The organism is Fimbriimonadales bacterium (assembly GCA_035559795.1).
Lineage (GTDB): Bacteria > Armatimonadota > Fimbriimonadia > Fimbriimonadales > ATM1 > DATMAR01.
In genome coordinates this window covers 414,143-438,635 of record DATMAR010000003.1, presented here as the reverse complement: position 1 = coordinate 438,635, position 24,493 = coordinate 414,143, and the positions used below count along the sequence as shown (strand labels likewise).

The window sequence follows — 24,493 nt, the reverse complement described above, 5'->3', positions numbered from 1 at the left end:
TTACTCCCCTAACGTTTGCACGATGATCGTTCGCGAGCGTGGGCGAGTGTCGAAATCGATAAGGACGATCTGCTGCCAAGTACCGAGAGCGAGTTTCTTCTCGGTAAAAGGAACGACGAGCGCAGGTCCGACTAAGGAAGCACGGATATGAGCATGTCCGTTATCGTCTCCCCAGCGCTCTTCATGTGCGTAATAAGCGTCTTTAGGTGCGATTCTTTCCATCGCAGCCGCCATATCCTTTTGTAACCCCGGTTCGTATTCGATGGTCGTTATCGCAGCGGTTGAGCCGACTACGAAGACTGTCGCGATTCCAGAGCTTATCGCGCCGCTCGCTATTGCTTCCTCGACGAAGGGCGTTATGTCATGCATATCGTCATTGCCTTTCGTTTGCAGGGAGAAACGATGCGTTCTTACCATAAGAAAGATTATGTAAAATTTGCGCGTCGAAGAAGTTATTCCCGCGAGGCAGCAGCTTTGCTCACTTCTGCTGCCAATCTGCCTGCGATTTCATGAAATAGTTTCGCCTGGGTACGGCTCGGGTGAGCGATTATGCTCGGCACTCCCTCGTCGCCTGCATCGCTGATAAAGGGGTCTAACGGGATGGAACCTAAAAAGGGTACATGGAATTGCTCCGCTAACTCTTTTCCGCTCAAGCCTTTGAAAATTTTGGTTTCTTTGCCGCATTCCGGGCAGACGAAGGAAGACATGTTTTCGATTACACCCAAAATCGGAGTTTTCAAACGCTCGAACAGCGCAACGGATTTGCTTGCGATGTTCGCGGCGACGTCTTGCGGTGTGGCGACAATCACGACACCCGTTAAAGGAACGAGTTGCGCCAAAGACATCGGGGCATCACCCGTTCCGGGAGGCAAATCCACGACGAGATAGTCGAGCCCCCCCCATGCTACGTCTCCTAATAATTGCTTTACCGTTCCTGCAACCATAGGACCTCGCCATAATACGGCTTGCCCTTCCTCCAATAAAAATCCCAGCGACATCATTTTGATGTTGTATCGCTCGATAGGAATGATTTTTCCGTTTTCGACCGATGGTTTTTCTTTCGCACAGCCCATGAGTAGAGGCACTGTGGGTCCATACACGTCTGCATCCAGGAGACCCACTTCTGCACCGGTCTTCGCCAACGCTACGGATAAATTAACCGCCACTGTGCTTTTTCCTACCCCCCCCTTTCCCGAGGCGACTGCGATGACGTTCTTGACTCCAGGCAGCAAATCCTCCGACTGCATAGACTGACGGACGACCGCGCTCATCTCGATGGAGACATCGCTCACGCCATCCAATGCGAGAACAGCGTTTTTGCTTTGCTCTCTAAGTTCGTCTTTTACCGGGCATGCAGGTGTCGTCAGTTCGATTTTGAATGCGACTTTTCCATCGCAAATCCGAACGTCTTTTACGAACCCTAAACTTACGATGTCCCTCTTCAGATCAGGGTCTATAACTGTGCGCAATGCGTTTAGAACTTTTTCTTCTGTAACGGACATTAATTTGTAAATGAAATGTTACCTGATTTGCGCAATATAATGCCTCGGATGAAGCAAAAGCACTTCAAGAGACGCTGGTCAATTCCCAGTGTTATAAGTACCGATGGTTAACCGTAGAGAGAATACTGCCGTGCGTTCCTTTCCTCGGCTTCTAATTTCTAAAACGAGGTTGGAGCTTTCATTCCATATCTTTTGGAGTTCTTTCGTCGAGAATTCGACTATAAAAAGATGTAGATAGTACTCCCCGATCGGCAGAGCGGAAGGGAGAGGTTCCTCGGTTTCTTCCCTCAATAAATTTCCTCCAGGTGCAAATTGATGCCACGGAAAACGAGAGAGAAGATACTCCTCACGTGTTCGACGCGCATGCACGATTTCTGCTTTCGTCGGATGGAAGATCTCTTTTCCTACAATCAAAACGAAATGCACATTTTCTAAATCTTTCGTATCCGTTTCCCATGCTTTTTCGCCGGAGAGAATGTCCACTTTCGGTGCTGCAGCCAATTGGACGATAAAGGATAGTTTCCCCTTTCTATCTTGACGAATTTGTCGCCAACGTTTAGAAATTTCTCCCTCTTTCCAGCCTTCTTTTCGAGCGAGATAACCTAATCGTAGCGATACATATTCCGGTGAAAACCACCACACGAATTCAATGGGACGATAGGTTTTCCCATTCCACCAACGTGAAAGGACTTTCTGGAAGGGGAATGCGGTCGTGTAAGCAGGCTTTTTGTTTTCCGCAAGTCTTTTCCCTTCGGCTACGAATTCAGATACGGGCTCTTTGTCGAATTCCAATAAAGCAGTTTTCGGAACGACTTGCGCACCGATTATGAACCCTAATGAAAAAGCAAAAATGCTACTCATCACTTTTTTCTCCCCGTGAGGCAGTATGAACTTCTTCTTTGGGCTTTTGTGAAGCGGCTGGCGCTTCCTCCGAAATTTCGCCATCACCTGCGACTTCTGTTTTCGGTTTTCCTCTGCGGAAAATGCCGGCAATGGCATTCGATAAGTCATCGAAAATCGTATAACTGCAGGGAATCACGAAAAGCGTAAGGAGAGTGGAAAGAGAAAGTCCACCGATAATCACGACTCCTAATGGTGCGCGAAATTCCGAGCCGCGACCTAATGCCAATGCAACGGGGATCATAGCAAGAATCATCGCCAAAGTAGTCATCAAGACAGGTCGCAAGCGTGTTTGACCTGAAGTCAAAAGCGCATCGTGACGAGAAAAACCTCGTCCACGGAGCGTATTTGCGTAATCTACTAATAGAATTGCATTTTTGCCGACCAAGCCAATCAGCATGATAAAACCGATCATCCCCACGAGGTCTAACGGGCGATTCGTAATCATCAATGCCAAAAGCGCCCCCACCAATGCCTGCGGTTGTGCCAATTGAATGATGAACGGATAAAGAATGTTATCGAAAAGCGCGGCAAGCACCATGAACACCAAAAGCAAACCCAACATGAACGCTTGGCCAAGATAAGGAAATTCACGCGCTTGCACTTCGTTTTCCCCTCGAAGCGCGAAAGTTACGCCTTCCCCCAAATTTGTTTGGGAGAGTTTGTTGCGAATTTCCGCTCCGACCGTCCCGACTACATAACCGGGAAGTAGATAACCTGTTACCATGATCGTGCGATTTCTGTCATAGCGCTCAACTTTGTCGTGTCCGGTAGCGCGTTCGATATTTGCGATTTCGTCGAGATAAACCGGTTCTCTTTGTTGAAACGTTATCGGGATGAGCGGCATCATTTGTTCGTTGTAGCGCGCTACGTCTGCCAAGTTCACTCTTATATCGTATTCGAGGTTTCCTTCACGGTATTTCGCATCGGTGTTTCCTTCGTAGAGGGTTCGAGAAATTGCGCCCAGAGTCGTGACGGAAATATCGTAGTCTGCGAGTTTGATGCGATCGGGACGGATTCTCAATTCCGGATTACCGGGTTTCGTAGATAAATCGAGGTTTACGATTCCCGGTATCTCGCTTAAAACCTCTTTCGCTTTTACAGCCCCTGCATAGACGTTTTCCGGTTTCGTTCCGGATATAGAGACTTGAATATCGGGACCGAAGCCGAATCCTGTTTGGGAGGAAATGACGATTTTTGCGTCAGGAATTTTTCCGACTTTTTGTTGAAGTTCGGTAGTAATTGCATCTTGCGAGCGGGTTCGCAAGTCTTCAGAAGGTCGCCAGAACATCAAGGAATCAATGAGCGCCTTTCGTTCTTTTAGGGTTACGAGCACCTGGGCGTATTGCGAGCCTGTGTCGCTCCCCGCTAATCCCCCCCCAGAACGTCTTACCCCTACCGTACTCGTCACGTATTCCGTTTCTGGAATTGTGGCTGCGATTTTTTCGATGCGTTCGACAACGTTTTGCGTGCGTTCTAAAGAAGAATCCGGTGGCATTTCGATGATTGCGGTAATTTGTCCGGTTTCCACCCCGGGTGCAAAGCGATTCGTGAGGAGGGGTCCGCCTTTATTTTGAGCGAGCAGAAAGCCAATGACAGGTGCAATGATGAGCACACCTCCGAAGAGGACACCACCGGCCAAGATTCGTGCGTTCGTTCTTCTAAACAGCACGCTCAAAACAAATGCAAAAAGAGCAACGCCCGCACTTACGAAGAACATAAAGATTCCAGGAGAAAGCGCTTCAGAAAGGTTTTTCGAAGCCCCCCCAGCAATTGCCATGAATACGCCGAAAAGTATCGCCCAGCCGCTCATGAAAACGAGCCAGCGTCTATTGAGTGCTGCGTCCAACAAATTGCGATACCCTTGCGCGAATCTTTGAAATCGCGTTTCGAACCATTTTGCAAAACCGCGTTTCGCTTCGATATCTTCTCCTTTCTTGTACCAACGGCTCGCTAACATGGGAGTGAGCGTAAACGATACGAGAAGCGAGAACAACGTCGCGACAGCGACAGTTAGCGCAAAGGGACGGAAAAACTGTCCGATGATCCCCCCCATGAATGCAACGGGCAAAAACACGACGACGTCCACCATGGTAATCGAAAGCGCCGCAAGCCCGATTTCCATTCTTCCGTTGAGTGCCGCTTCCATAGGTGGCTCTCCCAAAGTCAAATGGCGATACGTGTTTTCTAAAACGACAATGGCATCGTCTACGAGAATCCCCACCGCCAAAGAAAGGCCCAACATCGTCATCGTATTCATCGTAAAACCGATTGCGTTGATAGCGGCGAATGCAGCGAATAAACAGGTGGGAATCGCGAGCGCAACAATTAGTGTCCCTCGAAAATTATGGAGAAACAAATAAACGATTCCCACAACAAGCATGATTCCGAGAACCAAAGCAGTTTGCAAATCTTCGAGGGCTTCTTTCACCCGTTTCGCGCTTTCTTGCGTAATTACGAAGCGCACAGGATATTCTTTTTCGAGTCTTACGAGTTCCGCTTTGATTTTATCGGTGATTTCTACCGTATTGCCTTCGCGTGTTTTTTGAATTGCGATAACTACACCATCTCTTCCATTCACACGGCTGATGACATCTCTCTCCGCCGGTCCATCTTTTACTTCGGCAATGTCGCGCAGTCGAACGATAGCGGGCTTTGCGTTGGGGTTCCGCATATCCGCTATCGGAATAACGAGGTCTCGAATTTCGTCTACCGATTGAAATTCACCTTGCACCCGCACTCCGACTTCGCGATTACCCTCTTTGATTTTGCCGCTGGGGAAATTCATCGTCGCTTCCATCAATGCGCGTTGAACTTCCAAAATCCCGATGCCATAACTCAAAAGCCTCTGAGGATGCACTGCAACGCGTATCTCGCGCCTATCCCCCCCGTAAACCGTGATGTCTGCAACACCGGAAATTCTCGCAAGCCTATCGCGCACTCGCTCCTCCACGAAATCATGCAATTCGAGAGAGCCCATCGTCTCGCTTTCGACTGCAAGATAAAGTATCGGTTCTGCCCCGATGTCGAATTTCGTGACAACAGGTGGCTCGGCAGCGTCCGGAAGGCGATTTATGATTGCATCTACTTTAGACTTTACATCGTTTAGAGCGGCATCTACGGAAACGCTCAATTCGAATTCGGCTAATACTCTCGAAACGCCTTCGACGGAAATAGAGCGAATACTTCGTAATCCGCTTATCGTAGAAATTGCATCTTCTATTTTACGAGTGATGAGAGTTTCGATTTCATCGGGAGATGCACCGAAATACTGCGTCTCGATGGTGATGAAAGGAAAAGAAACTTCTGGGTTTTGCTCTACGCGCATGCTTCGGAGACCGATCCAACCGAGCACCATCGCTGCACACATCAGCATAACGACCCAAACGGGTCGACGAATTGCGGCAAGAGTCAGACCCATTATTTCAATCCCACTACATCGTGTTTCATATCGCTTCTACCTGCTTCGACTCTTATCGAAGTTCCATCGGCTAATTGCGTTTTCCCTTCCACGATGACTTTTTCCGATGGGGAAATACCGGAAACCTGCACCCAGTTATCTTTTCGCGCTCCGAGAGTTACTTCGATTCGTTTTGCTTTGTTTTCACGAACGACGAATACGTAATTTTTTCCCTCATCGGTGAGAACCGCGTCCATTGGAATCGTTAAAGCATCGGGAATATCACGCAGCACCAATTTCGCGCGAGCGAACATCCCTGGGCGAAGTCTATTGTCAGAATCGGTGATTACGACTCTCGCTCGGAAGATTCGACCTAAAGAGTCGGCATCGGGTCGTATCGCTTCGACAATTCCTGTGAATTCCTCATTCGGCAATGCGTCCACATGTACGATAACGCGTTGACCTATGCGAACTTTTCGGACTTCGGTTTCGGGAATCTGCCCTTCGAAATACGTTCCACGAATGCTGACGATGGTAGCAATGCGAACACCAGGAGAAACAACAGTTCCTGCTTGTGCAGGTTTCCCTGAAACGTAACCATCTATAGGCGAGGTTATCGTGGCATCTTTGTAACGCGTTTTTGCTAAGCGAAGCATGGCTTGCGCTTCTTCGAGTTTCGCTTGTGCTTGCGATACGTTTTGTTTATGGACTGTTCGTTGATTCGCGTTCGCCTTCGCAGAACGGAGTTGTTCTTCCGCTTGGCGAACCGCTTCCTCTGCTTGTTGAATTTCTTCTGTACGTGTGCCCTCTAAAATTAAGTCGTAGGCTTCGAGCGCGGTTTGATATTCTGCCTGAGCGCTTTCGTATGCCGATTCCATTGTATCGAGTTCACTTTTCGAAATCGCATCTTGACTAAAAAGTTTTCGCGCGCGTTCGACATCGGCTTTCGCTTTGTCTAATTTTGCTTTTGCTGCTTTGACTCGTTCTTGGGCTTGACGTTTTTCTTGTTCACGCGCTCCTTTTCGAAGCATGTCGAGACGCGCTTTTGCCGCTTTCACTTTGGATTCGGATTCCGCAATCATTGCACTGGTTTGTTCGATGACAATATTCAAATTCATCTCCGCTTGTTTTTTAGCTGCTTGCGCTGCTGCCACCGCTGCTTCTGCCTGTCGGACTTGTTCATAGAGGTCCGTAGCGTCTACTTGCGCAATGACCTGACCTGCTCGAACCGGTGAACCGTCATGCACGGTTACATAAGAGAGTTTGCCTGTCACTTTAGAACTCAACGTGACTTCTTGCATCGTTTCGAGTTCTCCGTTGAGGTCGAGAGTCTGCTGCACGGTTTGGATTCTCGGAGAAATGATCGTGACGGGAACGACGGTATCCGATAGCAATTGCGTGCGGATTGCGGCTTGTTTTTGCGCTTCTATGTCTTTGCAGCTCGTTAACCAAATTGCAAAGAGAAGTAAAGAAAATAGAAAGATAAATTTTTTCATAGTTATTCTTTTATAGGAATTTTTTCCGTTCCGATTGCGCGCTGCAATCGTGCTAAAGCCATTCGGTAATCGGCGATTGCGTTGACGTAAGAGGTTAGTGCATCTATATATTGCACCGACGCATCGGAAACCTCGACTTGAATGCTTACACCTGCTTCGTATCGAATGGTTGCCAGCCTCAGAGCCTCTTTTGCTTCATCTACGTTACGCCGCGCTGTTTCGACTACTTTATATGCGGTTTGTACATCCAGATATGCTTGATGGACTTCTAATTCGACTGCGAGAGACGCTTCTCGCAAAGCGATACGAGCCTTTTCTTCTTCTGCGCGCGCTTGCTTGACTCGCGCTGCGATTTCCCCCCCCTCATAAATCGGAAACCCCAAGGTTGCCGTTCCGAAAAGCATGTCTTTTTCCGAACCGAATCCTTGCGCATCGGGGTCGTGTTCGAATTGCACACTCAAATTGAGTTTCGGAAAGCGCTCGCGTTCGCGACCTCTTCGCACCGCCGTAAAATATTCGACTTGATTCCGCAAAGACTTGAGTTCAGGTCGATTTTCTTGTGCTGTTTTTTTCAGTTGCTCCATATCTGCTTCGATTTTCGGGGCAGTTTCGATTCGCTCGATTTCGAAAGGTGTGTTAATATCTCTTGCAAGTACGTTATTCAAATTCGCTTTTGCAATCGAAACGTTATTTTGTGCGCGTATGAGTCCCTGCTCGGCAGAGCTTAGGTCTGCTTGAGCGCGTATTACTTCGAAACGTGGCGCTACACCCGCATCTACGCGCTTCTTTGCCAAATCGAATCTCGCTTGCGCGTTTTTCATATTTTCTTCTGCAACGGAGACGAGTTCCATCGCTTTCATCACGTCGTAGTAAGCACTCTTTGCGTTGAGAGCAGCGTTGTTTACCGCTGCAGTAATGAGTTCATTGCTGGAACGTTCCAATGCTCTCGCGCTAGAGACTCCCAAACTCAGCATTCCGCTGATATCGATGGGCTGTCTTAATGTCAATGTCAATTTTTTTCGATCAATGGGACGGATGACGACTTCGCTGGAATCGAACATCGTTGTCATCTCTTTATCGAAGCGTGTGTAGGTCGCTTCGAAATCGATTTTCGGCAAGAGCATGGAATAGGCTTCACGAACCACACCTTTTATTCGCTCCAATTCCATTTGAGAACTCAACACGTTGAAGGCTTTTTGTTTGGCTATCGCCACTGCCTCATCCAAAGTTAGAACATCGACCTCTTGTATCATTTGCGGTACGATGCTCAAACCGATAACGAAAAAGGAAAGGTTCATTTATTCACCTCACGTGGACGTTTCATTTCAGAATTCCATACAACAAGCAATCCACCACTTCGTTGAGTTTTTCGGGGGGGTCTCCTACGATGTGAAACAAGATGACGCTGTGAAGCAGCATCCTTGCCGACATCTCTGTATTATGTTTGCGCAATTCACCGGCATCCACCCTCGCTTGCAGATACTTCGCTAAATGCCGCGCTCCTTCTTTGATGTGCTTTACCCAAAGCTCGTAAAGACGAGGCTTGTTCATCGCCTCGCGAACGAATACGCGGATAAGGCTCTGCTTCTTATCGAACAAGCGGTAAATTTCTTGTGCTTGCTCCAAAAGTACTTCCCGAGCAGGACGCTCGGGGTTCGGGCTCATGACCTTGCAAATCTCCGGCACGAAGCCGTGCTCTTGGACGACTTCCATGAGCAAAATCTCTTTACTCTCGAAGTAGTGGTAAAGCAGTCCAGGGGCTACCCCAGCCTTCTCGGAGACGTCTTTCATGGTCGCTTCTTCATAACCCTTTTCGGAAAACACCTTAAGGGCTGCGTCGAGGAGTTGGCGACGGCGCAGGGTTGCCTGATTGGCTCGGCGCATAGGGTGGACGGGTAGCGACTCTGAGTTCATTGAGCGTTCAATCAATTATCCACGAATCATAAACCCTATTGCAAGGCTGATCACCCTTGAAATTCATCGTTTTTGTAAAATTTTAAAAAGAGCCTTTTTCCACAATCTATGAGTAGAAAACGAAAGGGGAATTTTTCTTATTCGAATAGAATGAATATAGTCGAAGAATAATCGAATACGAATAGACAATGGATTTCTAAATAGGCTATGATGCGGAATCCTTTTGCCTTTCGTCCTTTTGCTAAGCGACTGCTGGAGCATCATTCAATGAACACGGAGCGAAAAAATTATGTTTTCCCAAAATAACCTTCCGTCTCGCGCAAAAATTAAAGTTATTGGAGTCGGTGGAGCAGGGTGCAACGCTGTCAACCGAATTATCGCTTCGCGGCTTTCTGGTGTAGAGTTTATCGGTATCAACACCGATGCTCAAGCGCTTTCTACCTGTGAAGCCGAAAAAAAAGTTCTCATAGGAGAATCGCTTACACAGGGTTTAGGCTGCGGAGGTGACTCCGAACTAGGTCGAAGCGCGGCGGAAAGCGCTAACCGCGAAATCGAACAAGCGGTTGAGGATGCGGATATGGTCTTTATCACTGCTGGACTGGGTGGTGGCACCGGGAGTGGCGCTGCTTCTTTTGTAGCGGATAAAGCGAAAAAAGTAGGGGCATTGACAGTTGCGATAGTGACAAAACCCTTTTTGTTCGAAGGTCCTCGACGACGAGTTGTCGCCGAAAAAGCAGCGGAAGAACTCAAGGGCTGTGTAGATACTCTTATAACAGTTCCCAACGATAAACTTCTCCAATCCGTCTCGCGTCATGCAACCTTGAAGGAAGCTTTCAATGCTGCCGATGACGTCTTACGTTTGGGAGTCCAAGGGATAAGCGAGGTAATTATTACTCCTGGTCTCATTAATGTAGATTTTGCAGATGTGCGCGCTATTCTCACGAATGCAGGAGTTGCTTTGATGGGAATAGGCACGGGAGAGGGAGACCAAAGAGCGAAAACTGCAGCCGAGACAGCGGCGAACAGTTCTTTTTTAGAAACGAACATCGAGGGTGCGAAGAGACTTCTCGTCAACATCACAACGGGGAACGACTTCACACTCGGAGAAGCGTACGATGCCATGGAATATTTGTTGCAGTACACCGACCCAGATGACTCCGACATCATTTTCGGGCATGCGGTACGTGAAGAATTGGGCGCAAAGGTGCAAATCACAGTGCTCGCGGCTGGGATGTCACCACGTTGTGTTTCTGCTCCGGAGCCCGTTTCCTCGGAGAGCGCTCAAGAGGAATTTCTTGCACCGAATTTGGATATTCCTACCTTTTTAAGAAGGCAACGCGAGCAAGCGGAATTGAAAGGGGAAATTTAAAGGCATCTATCGGAATCAGTGTTTGCGCTCTAAAATTTGATAATCCGTTCCTTCTTTTACGATCACGTATTCTTTCGAAAGAAAAGAATTCAACTCCGGAAACTCCTTCGTCGTGTCAGGTCCGAAAACCCAAGGTTTATCAGGAGATAGTACGCGAATGACGAATTTCGGTTTTTCGCGTTCCAGTTTTGTTATGAAATCGAGACGGAGGCTTTGAATATACGGATGAGAAATGTGATGGTAGAAGTGAAAGTCTTGCATATATCGAGTCGCCAGCTTCGCACGAAGGATGAGCATCGCGTGAATAGCCCCCCCTGTCCAATCGAGCGGTTGAATGTTGTCGCCCGGCTTTAGGCGGGGTTTTAAAAACGCAACCATTTCGTCGACACGTGCAAGTTCGCGAGGGTTCGTTTCGGAAATAGCCTCTTTTAGCGCACGCGTAGGAAAAAGTAGAGAAGAGGTAAGAACGACACCGGCTAACAACAGAACACGGGTCGGTCGTAAGTTTCGGGGAGCATCCATCGAGAAAAAAGATAGCCCCCCCAATAAACAAGCGAAATAGACGAAAGGAATCCAATGGTAAAGCCAAAATTGACCAGGGATCACCGGATAAAGCCAATATGCGAATGCGAGACCTAATAATAAAAGCACACGCGAACGTCCTTCCTGATGTTCTCGTAATCCGACAATTCCAGAAAGAAGACTGACACCAGCGAATGCGAACATCCCCCCCGTGAGCAGTAATCCTTGAAGGATTCGCAACAACCGTTCTGAACCTTCGACGACTTCTATATTGCCAGCGATGCTTCCATAGAGCGGTAAATAATTCACCGTTAAATCCAGCCAATCTCTCAGCGCTCCGATTTTTTGGAAATAAATTATCGTGAGCGCCCATGGGACGATGAATCCGCAGAAAGCGAAAACCCATCGTTTGCCGAACGCAGAATCTTTGGGCTTTCGGAAAAAACCATCCCAGATTACAATCCACAAAAAACCTAATAATGCATGAGGCTTAATCAACGCACTGCATCCACCGAGAAGCCCAATCATTCCGAAACGAATAAAGTTATAGCGTTCTGAATTCTTGAGCAAAAGGACGAGCGAGAATAAAAGAAAAAGAAGGATAAAAACTTCTCGTTGTAAGGAAAGCCACCAGCTGTCTCCTAAATAAAATAATCCGAAAGAAGAGATTCCGAAAAGAGTTCCCTTTTTATTTATCGGTCCGAAACATACCCAGCCCATCCAAGAAAGGAGAAAAAGCATAAGTAAATCGAAAAGGCGTAAGGAGATGTTTTCGATTCCGATAAATTTCGCCAAAAAACCGTATAGGAAAAACGAACCGGGAAAATTGATGTCGAAAATCTCCTTGTAAGGGATGTTCCCTTGCATGAATAGATAGCCCGGATATAAAACTGCAGGTAAATCGTGTTGAATGCGCCATTTCAAAGAGATGAACGCCACGGTAAGTAGCAAAATGAAAAGAAAAACGAGATAAGCGTTTTGCGCGGAATACAAAAGGTGCGCCAGTCTTTTCGATATTTTTTCCTCCTCCCTAGAAACTTTTTTTGCTTTCGTCATATTTTCTTTAGGAAAGTTCGAAGATATTCGGCTGCCATTTCAGTTTGCGTAATACGTTTTCATAATCTTCCGCAGTCAAATCTTGCGGTCGCTTTCCGAGAATGGCGACGATCACACCTTCCATTACGTTCGTACCGAAGGTTTCGCCTTCGATGTTCGGCGTGCTCGTAATTGCTCGGCGTGCCCCTGCCTCTCGAAGCCAATCTAAATCTGCTTTGCGCAGTGTGTTCGTGATAATCGTCTTGTTCGGCAATTTTTCGGGGCAGTAACGCAAGATGTAATGCCAATCCCCGGCGATAACCGTCGCTTCATTAAATGCCCACGCAAACTTTGGTTTTCTTTTTTCCTGCTTCTCACCGACAGGATAAAACCAACGAAATGGCAAACGGGTGATGATAGGCAGCGCAAGTTTTGCGAGAACGCTCAAAGTTTTATAACTACGTAAACGTATCGGAAGTCCTAAACCGAACATCAAATCACCATAAACGACGTGATGACATACTTCTGAAAGCGCACGAGCCATACCCACACGATCTACTGCCATCGTCAATAAAACCTTTTCTTTTTCGAAACGAATAATCCCCTCGTCTCGAAGAAAAAAAATCATTTTTCTTTCGAGTGTATGTTTGAGCCCGCTTCCATCTACTACGGGTGTACGTTTTGCGCAAGAGACGATGCGTTCGATTTGCCTGAAAGCATATCTTTTCGAATCCACCCAAAGATAAATGTCTGCACCACCTACCCCTAAAGCATCCACTTTTCCATCGAGTTCTCGAAACGCTCTCTCGAACGCGCACAAGTCGCCATCCACTCCTCTTCTTTCGATGAGAAATTCCTCTCCCAAGAGCGTTACGCGACTTTGCTTGTTCCTCTTGCTGGAACCCAAACTCACGCTGACAACCCGTTTCATTTCGCGTTTCCGACTCGAAAAATGGTTATACCGCCAGCGCCATCGATTACTTTTCGCTTTTTCTCGAGCGCTCAAGCGATGTAGCGTGGAAAGGACGCTTTGTTTTTTTTCAATATAAAGGGCTTTTTTCAACCCAAAAGGAAAAGTAAAGCCCTTTCTTTACTCCGCGTCCTCTCCAATCCATGGGGATGCGTAGTTCGGAGGTTCTTTCGTAATCCAAACGTCGTGAGGATGGCTTTCGCGTAACCCTGCCTGGGTTATCTTGACGAATTCTGCTCTTTCGTAAAGTTCTGAAAGGTTCCGAGCCCCCACGTAACCCATTCCTGAGCGTAAACCACCTACTAGTTGCAACATTGTTTCATGTAGAGGTCCACGGTAAGGAACTCGTCCTTCTACACCTTCCGGAACGAGCAATTTCGGGTCTTTTACGAAGAAATATCTATCGCTGCTTCCTCGTCGCATTGCGCTGACAGAACCCATTCCTCGGTAGACCTTATATGCCCGATTACGATACATCTCGATTTCGCCGGGGCTTTCGTCGCATCCGGCGAACATATTCCCCATCATGACGGCGTTTGCGCCTGCCGCCAGGGCTTTCACGATATCACCACTGGAACGAATGCCCCCGTCAGCAATCGTGGTAACTCCCAATTCTCGGGCAATTTCCGCGCATTCCAAAGTCGCAGAAAATTGCGGCACACCGATTCCAGCAACCACGCGAGTCGTGCAAATCGAACCCGCTCCAATTCCAACCCGAAGACAATTTGCTCCTAAAGAGACCAGTTCGCAAACAGCGTCTCTGTCTGTGACGTTTCCTGCGACGATTTTCAAATCAGGGAGTTTTTCTTTTAGTAATTTCACGCAATTCATCACCCCTTTCGTATGACCGTGCGCTGCGTCAATCACTATGAAATCTGCGCCCGCCTCTGTTACTGCTTTTGCGCGTTCGTAAGGTTCTCGCATAGGACCGATTGCAGCGCCGACAACCAAACGTCCTCTCTCGTCTTTCGTTGCATGGGGAAACTCTTTTATTTTCAACAAATCTTTTATGGTGATAAGACCTTTTAGAATCCCTTTTTCATCTACTAATGGTAATTTCTCGATGCGGTGTTCTTGAAGGATTTTTTCTGCTTGCTCTAACGTTGTTCCTTCAGGTGCGGTGATCAGATTTTTTGACGTCATTCGTTCGTGAATCGGACGGCTGTAATCCGATTCGAAACGGATGTCTCTGTTCGTTAGAATCCCGACTAAGGTTCCATCTTCCTTCGTAATAGGAACACCACTGATATGATATTTCTCCATAATGGTTATGGCATCCTGAATCGTGTTATCGGGTCGGAGATGGATGGGCTGATGAATGATTCCGTGTTCACTGCGCTTGACGCGGTCCACCATATCCGCTTGCTCATCGATTGTCAGATTGCGATGAATCACTCCCACTCCTCCTTCACGAGCCATCGCAATTGCCATACGCGCTTCGGTTACCGTATCCATCGGGGCGGAAACGAAGGGGATGTGCAAACGTATTCCAGGGAGAATTTCTGTCGAGATATCTACTTCGTCCGGAAGAACTTCCGAGCGCTTCGGAACTAATAAAACATCATCGAAACTAAGTCTTTCCGCAAATGCAGCCATGTTAGATTTTACCTTCCAACGGGAATGGCAGCGCCTGTTATCAAGCGCGATTCTTCCGAACATAAATAAAGTATCACTTGTGCAATTTCTTCGGGTTTCGCCCATTTTTCGAAGTCTGCGTCAGGCATCACTCTTCGATTCGCTGGTGTGTCAATGATGTCCGGGAGAATCACATTCACGCGTATGCCCTTTGCTTTGAGTTCGATTGACGCACTTTTCGCGAGGCTAACCACGAACGCCTTACTACCTGCATACAAAGCCATGGACGCGGCACCGGAATAAACTCGTGCCCCGACCATAACTACAGAGGAAGAGCCAGCACGTTCTAAATAGGGCACGAGTACCGACAACGAATAAAAAGCAGACCTTGCGTTCAAATTCATCAAGTGTTCGAAATCCTCTTCGCTCGCTTTTTCTATGGGCTGCATCGTAAACCCCCCTGCAACTAATGCTGCAGCCGAAATGGGTTTGTTGATTCCCGCTACCCATCGTTTCGCCTCCTCGAGAGATGCCAGGTTTACGACATCTACTTTTCCCGGACCTTGATATCCAGCCCGTTCCGATTCATCTATCGTTGTCAAATACACTTCATATCCGCTTTGTGAAAATGCATTCACGACTGCTCGTCCCAGCGCACCAGTTCCACCTGTAACGACAGCGACACTCATAACCCGAAGTGTAACCTATCGAGAATCAAGGTTTTGCGCCCGAAGCGGCGATCCAATAAACCACGCAAATGACCGTAATCAAACTCAATATCAACATCGGTAAACCTGGAAAAAGACTTCCTCCTGCTAGCCGCATTGCGAAAAAGATTCCGAGAATTAGCGCGACTCCTCCACCAAGACCGTAACCCCATACAGGTTGTTTTCCGATTACTGCGAGCAAGATGCCTACCGTGATGAGAATGTCTGCGACAACTGCGGAAATCAACGATGGCAGGCTCCCTTTCGCTACGTACCCATAAAATCCTCCTGCCAAAACGAGCACCGTGTACACCAGCAAAACGAATCCGACCCAATTCATGTCTCGAGTATGACATTTATGAGGTTTCGATGTCTTTTTAAATTCTCGCCATGTTCTTAAAAGTCCATGAAAATAGTTCTAACGAAAGGGCAGGACCAACAGAGAGACCACAGCTTAGAACGAATACTATTTTAACGAATACTATTTTTTGAAAAGAGATATAAACATCTTCGACAATCGCTTCTTAGAGTTTTTTAAACTTTTCCACGAGGTGCGGCTAATGCAAGTAGCACGAGACCGAGAATGTAAAGACCGACGCTGGCAGCGACTTCCCCTTTATGCTTTTCCAGATGTACTTCTCGAAACACCCAAACCCCCCATACGACGGCAATCAACGTGCTTACATTCGAAACTGGCCAACTTACGGACATCGGTACGTGAAGCATTGCGACCGTACCTAAAAGTTGTCCCGATGCCCATATGACACCTGCGCACGTCGTTAATCCTAATTCCCTTCGATTCGGTAAATCGAAGTTCAATTGCCCCCCCATAATTTTGCGAGTGGTAAACATGATTGTGGAAAATGTCAAAACGCCCAAGCCGAGATATGCACAAGCGGAAAAAGGGTTGAAACCTTGTCGCAATACGTGTTTCAACGGTATCGAATAACTTCCGTACATGACCGCAGTGAGGAACGAAAATACCCAACCCCATATGAATGCTCTTTTTCGCTCCGCCTCCGTTTTCGACGCATCGTAAGCGAACGCTCGTTCATGCTCCAATGCGCCCGCTCTTCCTAAAATCACTGCCGCGAGCACCATAAAACTCACACCTAAAATATCCATCAACATCCCACGCGGTTCGCGAATCGTGTATTCACCGAAAATCAGGATGCCGTAAATACTTGCAAACATAGGAGCGAGGTTTTTTATCGGTGTACTTCGTGCGACACCCAGATGGTCTACCGCTAAACTATAAAAAATCGAACCCATCGCCCAAAGCAATCCGCAACTAAAAGCCCAAAAAAGTAAATCTCCGCGTCCTGTTAACGGCGCTCGGAAAACCCATGCAACAAGAAGAAAACTCGGAACGATGGCAATCGAGAGCCAAAACTGATATTCCAAAACAGGGAGAGTGCTTAATTTACGAGGCAATATGTACGCTGCGAACGGGAAGGCGGAGATCAAAGCAAGAACGAATCCGAGCGTGGCGGAATCCGTCAATTCACGTCACTCCAATCTCCGAAGTATAAAACCTCTTCCTCCAATCGTACGCCGTATTTTTCGTAAACTGCAGTTTTTGCGCGATTCGCTAATGTCGCGATTTGTGTCGCCGTTGCCCCCCCTAAATTGCAAATGAAATTCGCGTGTTTTTTCGAAATGATTGCCCGTCCGCAACGCGCGCCTTTCAATCCCGCGTGCTCGATAAGAAATCCTGCAGGCACTACCCCGGCTTCTTTGAGTTTTTCCGGCAAGAGATCGAGCGTCTCTGCGAAGGCTTTGTCTTCGACGTTTTTGAAAAAAGAACCCGCGCTCGCCTGGGGGGGCTGTTTGCTGATGCGTTGCCTTTGATATTCCCGCGCTAAGTCGTATATGCGTTTCGAGTCGCCTGGCTCTAATCTCAATCGCACGGCTAAAAGAGCAATCGAAGGAGCGTTCGGTCTTCGAAGGATGGAATCTCGATAACCGAATTGAAGATAATGCGGCTTCACCCAACGTCTTTCTCCGTTTTCGACGATTTCGATGCCAGCCAATCGCTCGGCAATGTTGGCTCGATAAGCGCCTGCGTTGCTCACGAGCGCACCCCCCAAAGTTCCCGGGATTCCTACTGCGAATTCAAGACCCGCAAGTCCGCGTTGAGCAGATTTTAAATATAGGTCTTGGAACCAGCAACCCGTTTCTGCATAAAGGTCGTTATCCAAATCGATCCTTGAACAAGCATTGAAAATGACAAGGCCTGGAACGCCTTTGTCCGATGGGAGAAGGTTGCTTCCCGAGCCGATTATCCAATGAGGAAGATTCCATTGCTGAGCGAGACTCGTTACTAACGCAAAGTCTTCGATGTTCGAAACTTTGACAAAATAGCGTGCATTGCCTCCCGTTTGAAGAGTCGTGTATTGATGGAGAGGAACTTCTTTATGAATACGGAGGCATTCGGGGAGCCACTTTTCAAGTTCGGCGATTTGCTCTTCCATAACTTTCTGTTGCACGTCTTTTTAAATAAAAGTCCTAAGCCTGTCTTTCTCCCCAAGAAAATCGGTTTCTTAGGGTTTGCTCGTTATTTTTCCCAGTTTTGTGGATTATTGCACCTGAACCTTGGTGTGTTGACAAAGTAATTCGAGAAACGGCTACCGAATTCACACGTTATATTAAATGCCAAGCCTCTCTCTAAGGAAACTGGGGAAGTCAATTCGGCGGGAAAGCCCTTCACTCATCCTCAGAAGGGGCATAATGAAACGGAGGCAAATAAGATGAGATGGTTTTTGTCTTTATGTGTAATTGTTTTACTAATATTCGGAACAGGGCTGGGCATTAGCCAATCGAGCCGGAGCCCGTCTTCGTCACCTTCCTCCCAGAAGTCTTCGCAATCCCCACAAAGGAGCAGCGTGACAAAGACGAGTTCCTCTTCGATAAAAGGGGCTGCGCCGCCAACGCGCTCTCAGGTTTCTCCCACGCGTACCTATCCGAATTCGCAACCTTATTCGGGAAATGCCACAGTTCGAAGAACATATGACCGCCAAATTCAAACTAAGGAGGTCCGAACGTATTCCTCTGGTGGTTCGTATCCAAGGAGTTATGAGCGTGAATCGAGGCTTTACAGAACCCACGATGACCGTATAAGGAACGAAAGCAACACGAGAGAGCGTGGAGGACTTCTTTTCGAGCGGCAAAACTACCCCAGCGACCCCGTAACCGAGTATTCGAGGAGATATCCTCCAATAAAACACAACGCAACGGATAGAGTTTTCAATCAGCAACCTGGTCAACCTCCATCGAAAAAGGATAACCCTCCGTCGCGCAAAGAGGAGAGCGCTCCTCCGGCACGCAGAGAAGAGAATAATCCACCTTCTCGACGCTCCGAATTCGAAAAACAACCGGTTCGTGAAAACCAAGCACCATCCTATCGTCAGGAGGCTCCCTCGAAACCCGACAGTGTGATTCAAGGCGCTTATCCGAGAAAGAGGAATCGAACGGACACGGGACCCATTTATCAGCCTCGCACGAAAGGAATAGCCGCTCCGTCGCGGGTTTACGATAACCCGTCGAGAGAAAACCAAAAGACGCAAAGTCATAACCAAACCACGCTCCTTACGAAGCGCCCCCCCCAATTGGCTTTACCGGTTCTCAAGGAACTGAAAGGCTCTGATCAATTCAAAATTCAAGACCAAGGGTTCTATAAAGGGTTTTATCTGCGCATAGGTTATGTGCACTACGATCCGTTTTGGTGTGATTATCACTTCGGATACAATTTTTATTACTTCTATCCGAGTTTCGGATGCTATTTCTCGCCGTATTATTGGTATTGGTGCGTGCCGCCCTATATCTGGTATTCGCGTATTATCGTTGTATCCCCTCGCATCATCGTGATTATCAACGATCCAGTACGTTGGGTGTATTGTGGATACGGCGCATATCACGATTATTATGGATACACTTATTCTCGCCATTACGATGGATATAGCGCTTTAGATCGCGCATTGAGCGATCTAGTGGATGCGTTTAAGTATTCGGATGTGCGCGCTCTCGAACGTCTCGCCCCCCCTGGCGGAAGAGTGGATATCTTCATGGAAGGCAAATACGCCTATACGGTCAGCACAGACGATTATTTCGACATGACAGCGGACTTGATTCAGAGCGTGTACACGGAGAACTTCCAAATCGTTCGTGTACGCAAAGCGCGTTCCGGAGAGTATCGCGTCATCGCGCGACATGATTACTTAGACCCATGGAACGAACGACAGACGACTTGGTTGAATTTCACGCTCGATTTCCAAAACGGCAGATACGTGATTGTAGAAGCCGGTAGCAGTCGTCAGCAGATCGATTGGTAGATTCGTTTGAGAAATTTTTTCTATAGCTCCCCTATCGTAAACCGATAGGGGAGTTTTGTTTATCCGAGCAAATTGTATTTTTAGCCAACAGCTGCGCTCTATGCGTCTTGCAAGATAGCGACGCCCGGGAGCAGTTTGCCTTCTAAGAATTCCAAACTCGCTCCTCCGCCGGTGCTTACATGGGTCATTTTCTCCGCGAGGCCGAATTTTTCGACAGCAGCGGCGGTGTCTCCCCCCCCTACGATCGTAACCCCTCCGCAGGAAGCCATTGCCTCCGCTATCGCTCGAGTGCCTTCCGAAAATTTCTCGATTTCGAAAACGCCCATCGGACCGTTCCAAATCACTGTTCCTGCGGAATGGATGTGTGAGGCGAATTCATCCCGAGATTTAGGTCCTATATCCCCCCCGATTTCCTCCGATGGAATTTGTTCTTTATCTACCACATGCGTTTCAGCCGTTTCCGAAATTTCTTTCGCAACGACCACGTCACTCGGGAGGATGATTTTTTCTCCGTGTTCCTTGAGAATTCTTTTTGCAAAATCAAGATTCGCTTCGTCTAAAAGCGATTTTCCGATTTCTAAACCGATGGCTTTATAAAAAGTAAACATCATTCCGCCACCGATCAGCATGCGGTCTACCTTCCCGAGCAAATTCTCGATGACTTTAATTTTGTCTTTTACTTTCGCCCCCCCTAAAACAGCCAAAAAAGGACGCTTCGGGTTTTCGAGTGCGCCACCTAAGAATTCGATTTCCTTTTCCATGAGAAAACCTGCGACCGCAGGGAGGAAGTGACCGATGCCCTCCGTGCTCGCATGAGCGCGATGTGCCGTTCCGAATGCGTCGTTTACATAAATATCGGCGAGTTTCGAAAGGAGCATGGCAAACTGAGGGTCATTCGCTTCTTCCTCTTCGTGAAAACGGAGATTCTCCAATAACAGTGCCCCCCCTGGCTCTAATTTTGCTACGAGTTCTTCCACCTCCTCGCCGATGCAATCCGGTGCGAGAGGAACTTCTCGGTTCAGCAACTCGGATAGACGCACTGCAACAGGCTTTAGAGAAAGTTTACTGTCGTATCCTTTCGGTCTGCCTAAATGACTCGCTAAAATCACACGGGCATTGTTTTCGAGCAAATAACGTATCGTAGGCAAAGATTCACGGATGCGGCGATCGTCGGAAATCTTACCGTTTTCTAACGGCACATTGAAATCGCATCGGACGAATACACGTTTTCCAGATACGTCGATGTCTCGTACGGTTTTTTTGCGAATGGGCATGCATGAAGTTTACCGCTTAAGCAAAAAATGATTTTGCAGTTCTCGAATGATTTGGTTTCTCAAAAGAAAGTTTCCGAGCATCGTTGCGCGTTCTCTCGGTTCGACCAGCATGCGCACGCGCTGACCCGATACTCGCCCTTCTAAACAAATCCAACCGCCCAAACTTAAGAGAGTATGTATGTTCCATGCTTTTCGTATAGCGATGATTTCGTCGCGGTTCAAGCGATAAGAATGATTTTCTCCGAGGAATTCCACGCTATCGTCGTTGAGAATAAGCCATCCCACGAATTCGTGCGGATGAAGCCAACCTCGATAAGAAGGACGTGCGAAACCGACGAACCACGCTTTTTGCGCGCCCGGTCGGAGAGGAAGAAGGGATTTCCGAAGCCGCCCATTTAGGAAAAGTCCGAAAAAGTTAATCGTCATCCAAAAAGCAAAGGGAGATAGTGCCCAAAAAAGAGTTCCTAAATTCGTTTTGCCGATTCTATCGAAATAAAATGCCAGCAGAGGGAAGGGGAGCGCGATGAGAAGGGGCACGAAATTCGATAGGAAACGATGGGTGTTCGACCACGTCGTTTTGGGCACGCAGTAAGATTACCGTTAAAGCGGACGCAATTTACTCTCGCAGTCTTAGAGAAAGGAGGAGACTTTTATGGGACAGTTCATAAGGGGGGGCGAGATTCTCTGAATACCTGCCTTACGTTTATGAGATGCGTTCCCAAACAGAGTTTGGGCGAGATAGACGAAGATGCATGGGATGGGCGTTCCCAAACAGAGTTTGGGAACGAGATAAAGGCAACTGCATGACAAATGAGCCCGGTTCGCCTTCGAGCGTAGCGAAGAGGGGGAACCTTCGAGGAGGCGAAAATAAAATCTTGAAAGATATTTGATTTTTTAGCGATTTCCGTCTTTATAAGGTGCGCATAAAGGGTCGCCGATGACGATATCTTTCCATCCGAGAAAAGGGGACGCTGCGTAAAAACTTTCCGCCAACGTGAATCCGGATGTGTAGCGGTCGAAAAGGATATCCACTTGCGCTAAAGCATAAGTGTACGGTTCGCTCACGTAACCTTTTACTCCCGTTATCCCTGCTTCAACGAGGTCGGCTATCAGGCTTTGCCCCCCCGTAGTTTTTTTGAATGTTCTTGCGCTCGTCGAGACAAACGTTTCTGCGATAGCGCCCGGATGAAAGCGTAAAGAGCGATAGCCTTGCTCCGAAAATTTCGCATCGTTACTCCCCCAACTCGCGTAGCCCATAATTCCATTTCGGTGTCCGATAAAAGATGCTCCCTCGTCTAAGATAACTTGAAATCCCTTTTTCGAGAGAATGTCGCGTGCAGCGAATAAAGTTTGCTGTGTTCTTCTGTATCCGTCATGATTGCGATTCGGGTCGGCATCGAGAAGGAAGAGTCCTTTTTCGGGTTTTGCGTTTATAGAATTCGAAATCAATCGCAAAGCATCTTCCGCTGTGTACCCATCGAGGCGTGTGCAAAGGAAGATTTTATACTTGTTGCTGTCGAAAAGTTCTTTCGCTCGATAATAAGGATTCGGTGCGACCAGCTTCGCCATTTTTTCGGGTTCATTTTTTGCGCGAGTGATAACGGGTTGCTTCCTCGAAGGATGCGCTTCGATTGCGAGCAGAGAATCTACCGAATGTTCTCCGGGTTCTTCCAGTTTAATCGGGACTCCGCGGATGAGCAAGATGAAATCGATTTTGAGTTTTTTAGTTATAATTGCTTTTCGAATCGGTTCTCGGATTTTCGTTTCGTAAAGTTCGATGGATATTTTTTCCGCAATCGGCACGCGGATGGAGAGCAGGTTTTTCTCGGGAATCTCTCGGGCTTTTTGATATGCTTTAGCGATTTTTATACTATCGGAATCTTCAGCGTTATACACGACGAGCACGTTCTTCGAACGCGAATCGGGCGCGACAGTAATCCTTTTTTCAGTAGTAAGAGGATAATCATAGGCAGCATTTCCCGCGCAACCTAAAAGGGAACATGAAAACGCGAGGAGCAGAAAAAACATTCGATTCACTTGCGAGTGCGTAAACGGCGTCGGGTTTTTACATAAGCCTTGCCCATCTCTGCATACATTTTCGCACGAGCAGCAGTTCCTTTCACCAAACCGAATTTCTTTTCTTTGGGGGGGTGACTTACACCGAGTAGTGGAACGCGTTTGACACGTACATTCTTCGATTTTGCGGTTTGATTAATCGTAACTTCAGCTCCCATTCGACATTCTTCGAGCCATGGGATTTGGTCTAAAAGATAACGTCTCACTGCACGTTGCCCACTTATGAACGGAGCGATTTTGTGAGCTGTGTCTGTCCAGAATTTCCCCTTACGAAAAACCCCGATACTCATTTCGCAACCGTTCAATACCGGCTCTATGAGCGACTCGATATGGTGAGGCTGCAGACCGATGAGGTCGGCATCGAGAAAGAGAATCACATCGGCGTCCGTTTGCCGTAGCCCGGCAGCCATCGCTCCGCCCTTTCCGATGTTTTTGGGCAGGGCAATCACCGTAACGCCCTCGAAGGCTCTGGCGACCTCAGCGGTGCGGTCGGTCGAGCCGTCACTCACGACGATAATCTCGTCTATCGAGCGGACAGCGCACACCGCTTCGAGTACTTTACCGATTCTTCTTTCCTCGTTATATGCAGGCAGAATGGTGGCGACCTTCACCGTTCACTATTATTACCCTTCGACGCGCTTTGAAGGTATTCCTGCTCCGCTTCAGCCGTGAGTTCAGGGACTAATTTACCGATTTCCTCTTTTGCGCGCTTGATGCGGTTCTCGGTCAGAGGGTGCGTCCTAAGGTTGTTTTCGATGATATCGCCTTTGCCTTGTTTTTCGAGACGTTTCATCTTTTCGAAAAACCGAATAATGCCGTTCGGGTCATAACCGGCTTTGTAAGTAAAACGAACGGAATATCTATCCGATTCGTATTCGTCGTCTCGACTATATTGCAGTTGCGCTAAAACGGCAGCGAGTTGTGCACCTGTGCGTACGGTTCCTTCCGTACCGAGTGAAATTAATAAATCTGCAAGCACACCTCGTGAATACATTTGTGCGATGTGTCGGCGATGAATGTGTCCAATTTCATGTGCAATGACGGCGGCTAATTCATCCTTATCGCCTTCCGTAAGATCGATCAAACCCCGAAATACATAAATCGGCCCACCAGGAAGGGAAATCGCATTAATTTCTCGTGTCTCTAAAACTTTGAAAGTGTACGGAAAATCTTTCAAACCATTTGCGGCAACTAATTTTTGACCGATGGTTTCTACGAGTTTGATATCGGCTGGATTCGTGCTCACTTCGTATTCTTTTTCGATCTCCGCAGAGGCTTCACGCCCAATGCGAATTTCTTCTTCTCTGCTAAGAATATTTACACCTCGGCATCCACTAAGATAAGGAATTGTCGTGATGCTTACCAGCATTACTCCGCAGAAAGAGAGTGCGAATTTCGATAGTTTTCGTTTCATGGTTACGT

General features: G+C 47.6%; 21 protein-coding genes. 2 read left to right on the top strand and 19 right to left on the bottom strand.

The window, feature by feature from the left end; all coding sequences use genetic code 11:
* The 7 genes from VNK96_02670 to VNK96_02640 all read right to left on the bottom strand — a co-directional run bounded on the left by VNK96_02670 (position 1) and on the right by VNK96_02640 (position 9,212).
* The gene (locus tag VNK96_02670) at positions 1-417 is read right to left on the bottom strand and encodes a secondary thiamine-phosphate synthase enzyme YjbQ (protein ID HWP30614.1); all 417 of its coding nucleotides are present in this window, start codon (positions 415-417) and stop codon (positions 1-3) included.
* 35 nt (positions 418-452) lie between these two features.
* Positions 453-1,502, bottom strand: coding sequence for an Mrp/NBP35 family ATP-binding protein (locus tag VNK96_02665; protein ID HWP30613.1), 1,050 nt, complete (start codon positions 1,500-1,502; stop codon positions 453-455).
* 78 nt (positions 1,503-1,580) lie between these two features.
* Positions 1,581-2,363, bottom strand: coding sequence for a hypothetical protein (locus tag VNK96_02660; GenBank protein HWP30612.1), 783 nt, complete (start codon positions 2,361-2,363; stop codon positions 1,581-1,583).
* Positions 2,356-5,823 (bottom strand): efflux RND transporter permease subunit, encoded by a 3,468-nt coding sequence (locus VNK96_02655; GenBank protein HWP30611.1) that lies wholly within the window; start codon positions 5,821-5,823, stop codon positions 2,356-2,358. The genes VNK96_02660 and VNK96_02655 overlap by 8 nt, the downstream gene beginning before the upstream one ends.
* Positions 5,823-7,298 (bottom strand): efflux RND transporter periplasmic adaptor subunit, encoded by a 1,476-nt coding sequence (locus VNK96_02650; GenBank protein HWP30610.1) that lies wholly within the window; start codon positions 7,296-7,298, stop codon positions 5,823-5,825. Before VNK96_02650 ends, VNK96_02655 begins: the two co-directional genes overlap by 1 nt.
* Positions 7,299-7,300: 2 nt before the next feature.
* Entirely contained in the window at positions 7,301-8,596 is a 1,296-nt protein-coding gene (locus tag VNK96_02645; GenBank protein HWP30609.1) for a TolC family protein, read from the bottom strand.
* Positions 8,597-8,618: 22 nt separating this feature from the next.
* Positions 8,619-9,212: a TetR/AcrR family transcriptional regulator gene (locus VNK96_02640; protein HWP30608.1), complete on the bottom strand. Its 594-nt coding sequence runs from the start codon at positions 9,210-9,212 to the stop codon at positions 8,619-8,621.
* A gap of 289 nt (positions 9,213-9,501) precedes the next feature.
* Between VNK96_02640 and ftsZ the strand changes: the two genes are divergently transcribed.
* Positions 9,502-10,581 carry a cell division protein FtsZ gene (gene ftsZ / locus VNK96_02635; protein ID HWP30607.1) on the top strand — a complete coding sequence of 360 codons (1,080 nt, stop codon included), beginning with the start codon at positions 9,502-9,504 and terminating at the stop codon, positions 10,579-10,581.
* Positions 10,582-10,596: 15 nt separating this feature from the next.
* Here the strand turns inward: ftsZ and VNK96_02630 are convergent, their stop codons facing one another.
* The 7 genes from VNK96_02630 to murB form a co-directional block, all read right to left on the bottom strand.
* Positions 10,597-12,159: a hypothetical protein gene (locus VNK96_02630; GenBank protein ID HWP30606.1), complete on the bottom strand. Its 1,563-nt coding sequence runs from the start codon at positions 12,157-12,159 to the stop codon at positions 10,597-10,599.
* A gap of 7 nt (positions 12,160-12,166) precedes the next feature.
* Complete coding sequence (locus tag VNK96_02625; GenBank protein HWP30605.1) at positions 12,167-13,069, bottom strand: hypothetical protein; 903 nt, start codon at positions 13,067-13,069, stop codon at positions 12,167-12,169.
* Positions 13,070-13,228: 159 nt separating this feature from the next.
* Positions 13,229-14,704 carry an IMP dehydrogenase gene (gene guaB / locus VNK96_02620; protein ID HWP30604.1) on the bottom strand — a complete coding sequence of 492 codons (1,476 nt, stop codon included), beginning with the start codon at positions 14,702-14,704 and terminating at the stop codon, positions 13,229-13,231.
* 8 nt (positions 14,705-14,712) lie between these two features.
* Positions 14,713-15,372 carry an SDR family oxidoreductase gene (locus tag VNK96_02615; GenBank protein ID HWP30603.1) on the bottom strand — a complete coding sequence of 220 codons (660 nt, stop codon included), beginning with the start codon at positions 15,370-15,372 and terminating at the stop codon, positions 14,713-14,715.
* 25 nt (positions 15,373-15,397) lie between these two features.
* The gene (locus VNK96_02610; GenBank protein ID HWP30602.1) at positions 15,398-15,730 is read right to left on the bottom strand and encodes a TMEM14 family protein; all 333 of its coding nucleotides are present in this window, start codon (positions 15,728-15,730) and stop codon (positions 15,398-15,400) included.
* 194 nt (positions 15,731-15,924) lie between these two features.
* The gene (locus VNK96_02605) at positions 15,925-16,893 is read right to left on the bottom strand and encodes a GRP family sugar transporter (GenBank protein HWP30601.1); all 969 of its coding nucleotides are present in this window, start codon (positions 16,891-16,893) and stop codon (positions 15,925-15,927) included.
* The gene (gene murB, locus VNK96_02600) at positions 16,890-17,879 is read right to left on the bottom strand and encodes a UDP-N-acetylmuramate dehydrogenase (protein HWP30600.1); all 990 of its coding nucleotides are present in this window, start codon (positions 17,877-17,879) and stop codon (positions 16,890-16,892) included. Before murB ends, VNK96_02605 begins: the two co-directional genes overlap by 4 nt.
* Positions 17,880-18,275: 396 nt before the next feature.
* On the opposite strand from murB, the gene VNK96_02595 reads away from it, so the two are divergent.
* The gene (locus tag VNK96_02595) at positions 18,276-19,721 is read left to right on the top strand and encodes a hypothetical protein (protein HWP30599.1); all 1,446 of its coding nucleotides are present in this window, start codon (positions 18,276-18,278) and stop codon (positions 19,719-19,721) included.
* A gap of 98 nt (positions 19,722-19,819) precedes the next feature.
* On the opposite strand, the gene VNK96_02590 is transcribed toward VNK96_02595, so the two are convergent.
* The 5 genes from VNK96_02590 to VNK96_02570 all read right to left on the bottom strand — a co-directional run bounded on the left by VNK96_02590 (position 19,820) and on the right by VNK96_02570 (position 24,485).
* Complete coding sequence (locus tag VNK96_02590; GenBank protein ID HWP30598.1) at positions 19,820-20,989, bottom strand: phosphoglycerate kinase; 1,170 nt, start codon at positions 20,987-20,989, stop codon at positions 19,820-19,822.
* A 15-nt stretch (positions 20,990-21,004) separates the two neighbouring features.
* Positions 21,005-21,580, bottom strand: a complete 576-nt coding sequence (locus VNK96_02585) for a hypothetical protein (GenBank protein ID HWP30597.1) — start codon at positions 21,578-21,580, stop codon at positions 21,005-21,007.
* A gap of 309 nt (positions 21,581-21,889) precedes the next feature.
* Positions 21,890-23,023, bottom strand: a complete 1,134-nt coding sequence (locus VNK96_02580; protein ID HWP30596.1) for a TIGR03790 family protein — start codon at positions 23,021-23,023, stop codon at positions 21,890-21,892.
* A gap of 5 nt (positions 23,024-23,028) precedes the next feature.
* A complete protein-coding gene (locus VNK96_02575) occupies positions 23,029-23,682 on the bottom strand; it encodes a glycosyltransferase family 2 protein (GenBank protein ID HWP30595.1) in 654 nt (217 codons plus the stop codon).
* Positions 23,679-24,485, bottom strand: coding sequence for a M48 family metallopeptidase (locus VNK96_02570; protein ID HWP30594.1), 807 nt, complete (start codon positions 24,483-24,485; stop codon positions 23,679-23,681). The genes VNK96_02575 and VNK96_02570 overlap by 4 nt, the downstream gene beginning before the upstream one ends.
* Positions 24,486-24,493: the final 8 nt, after the last annotated feature.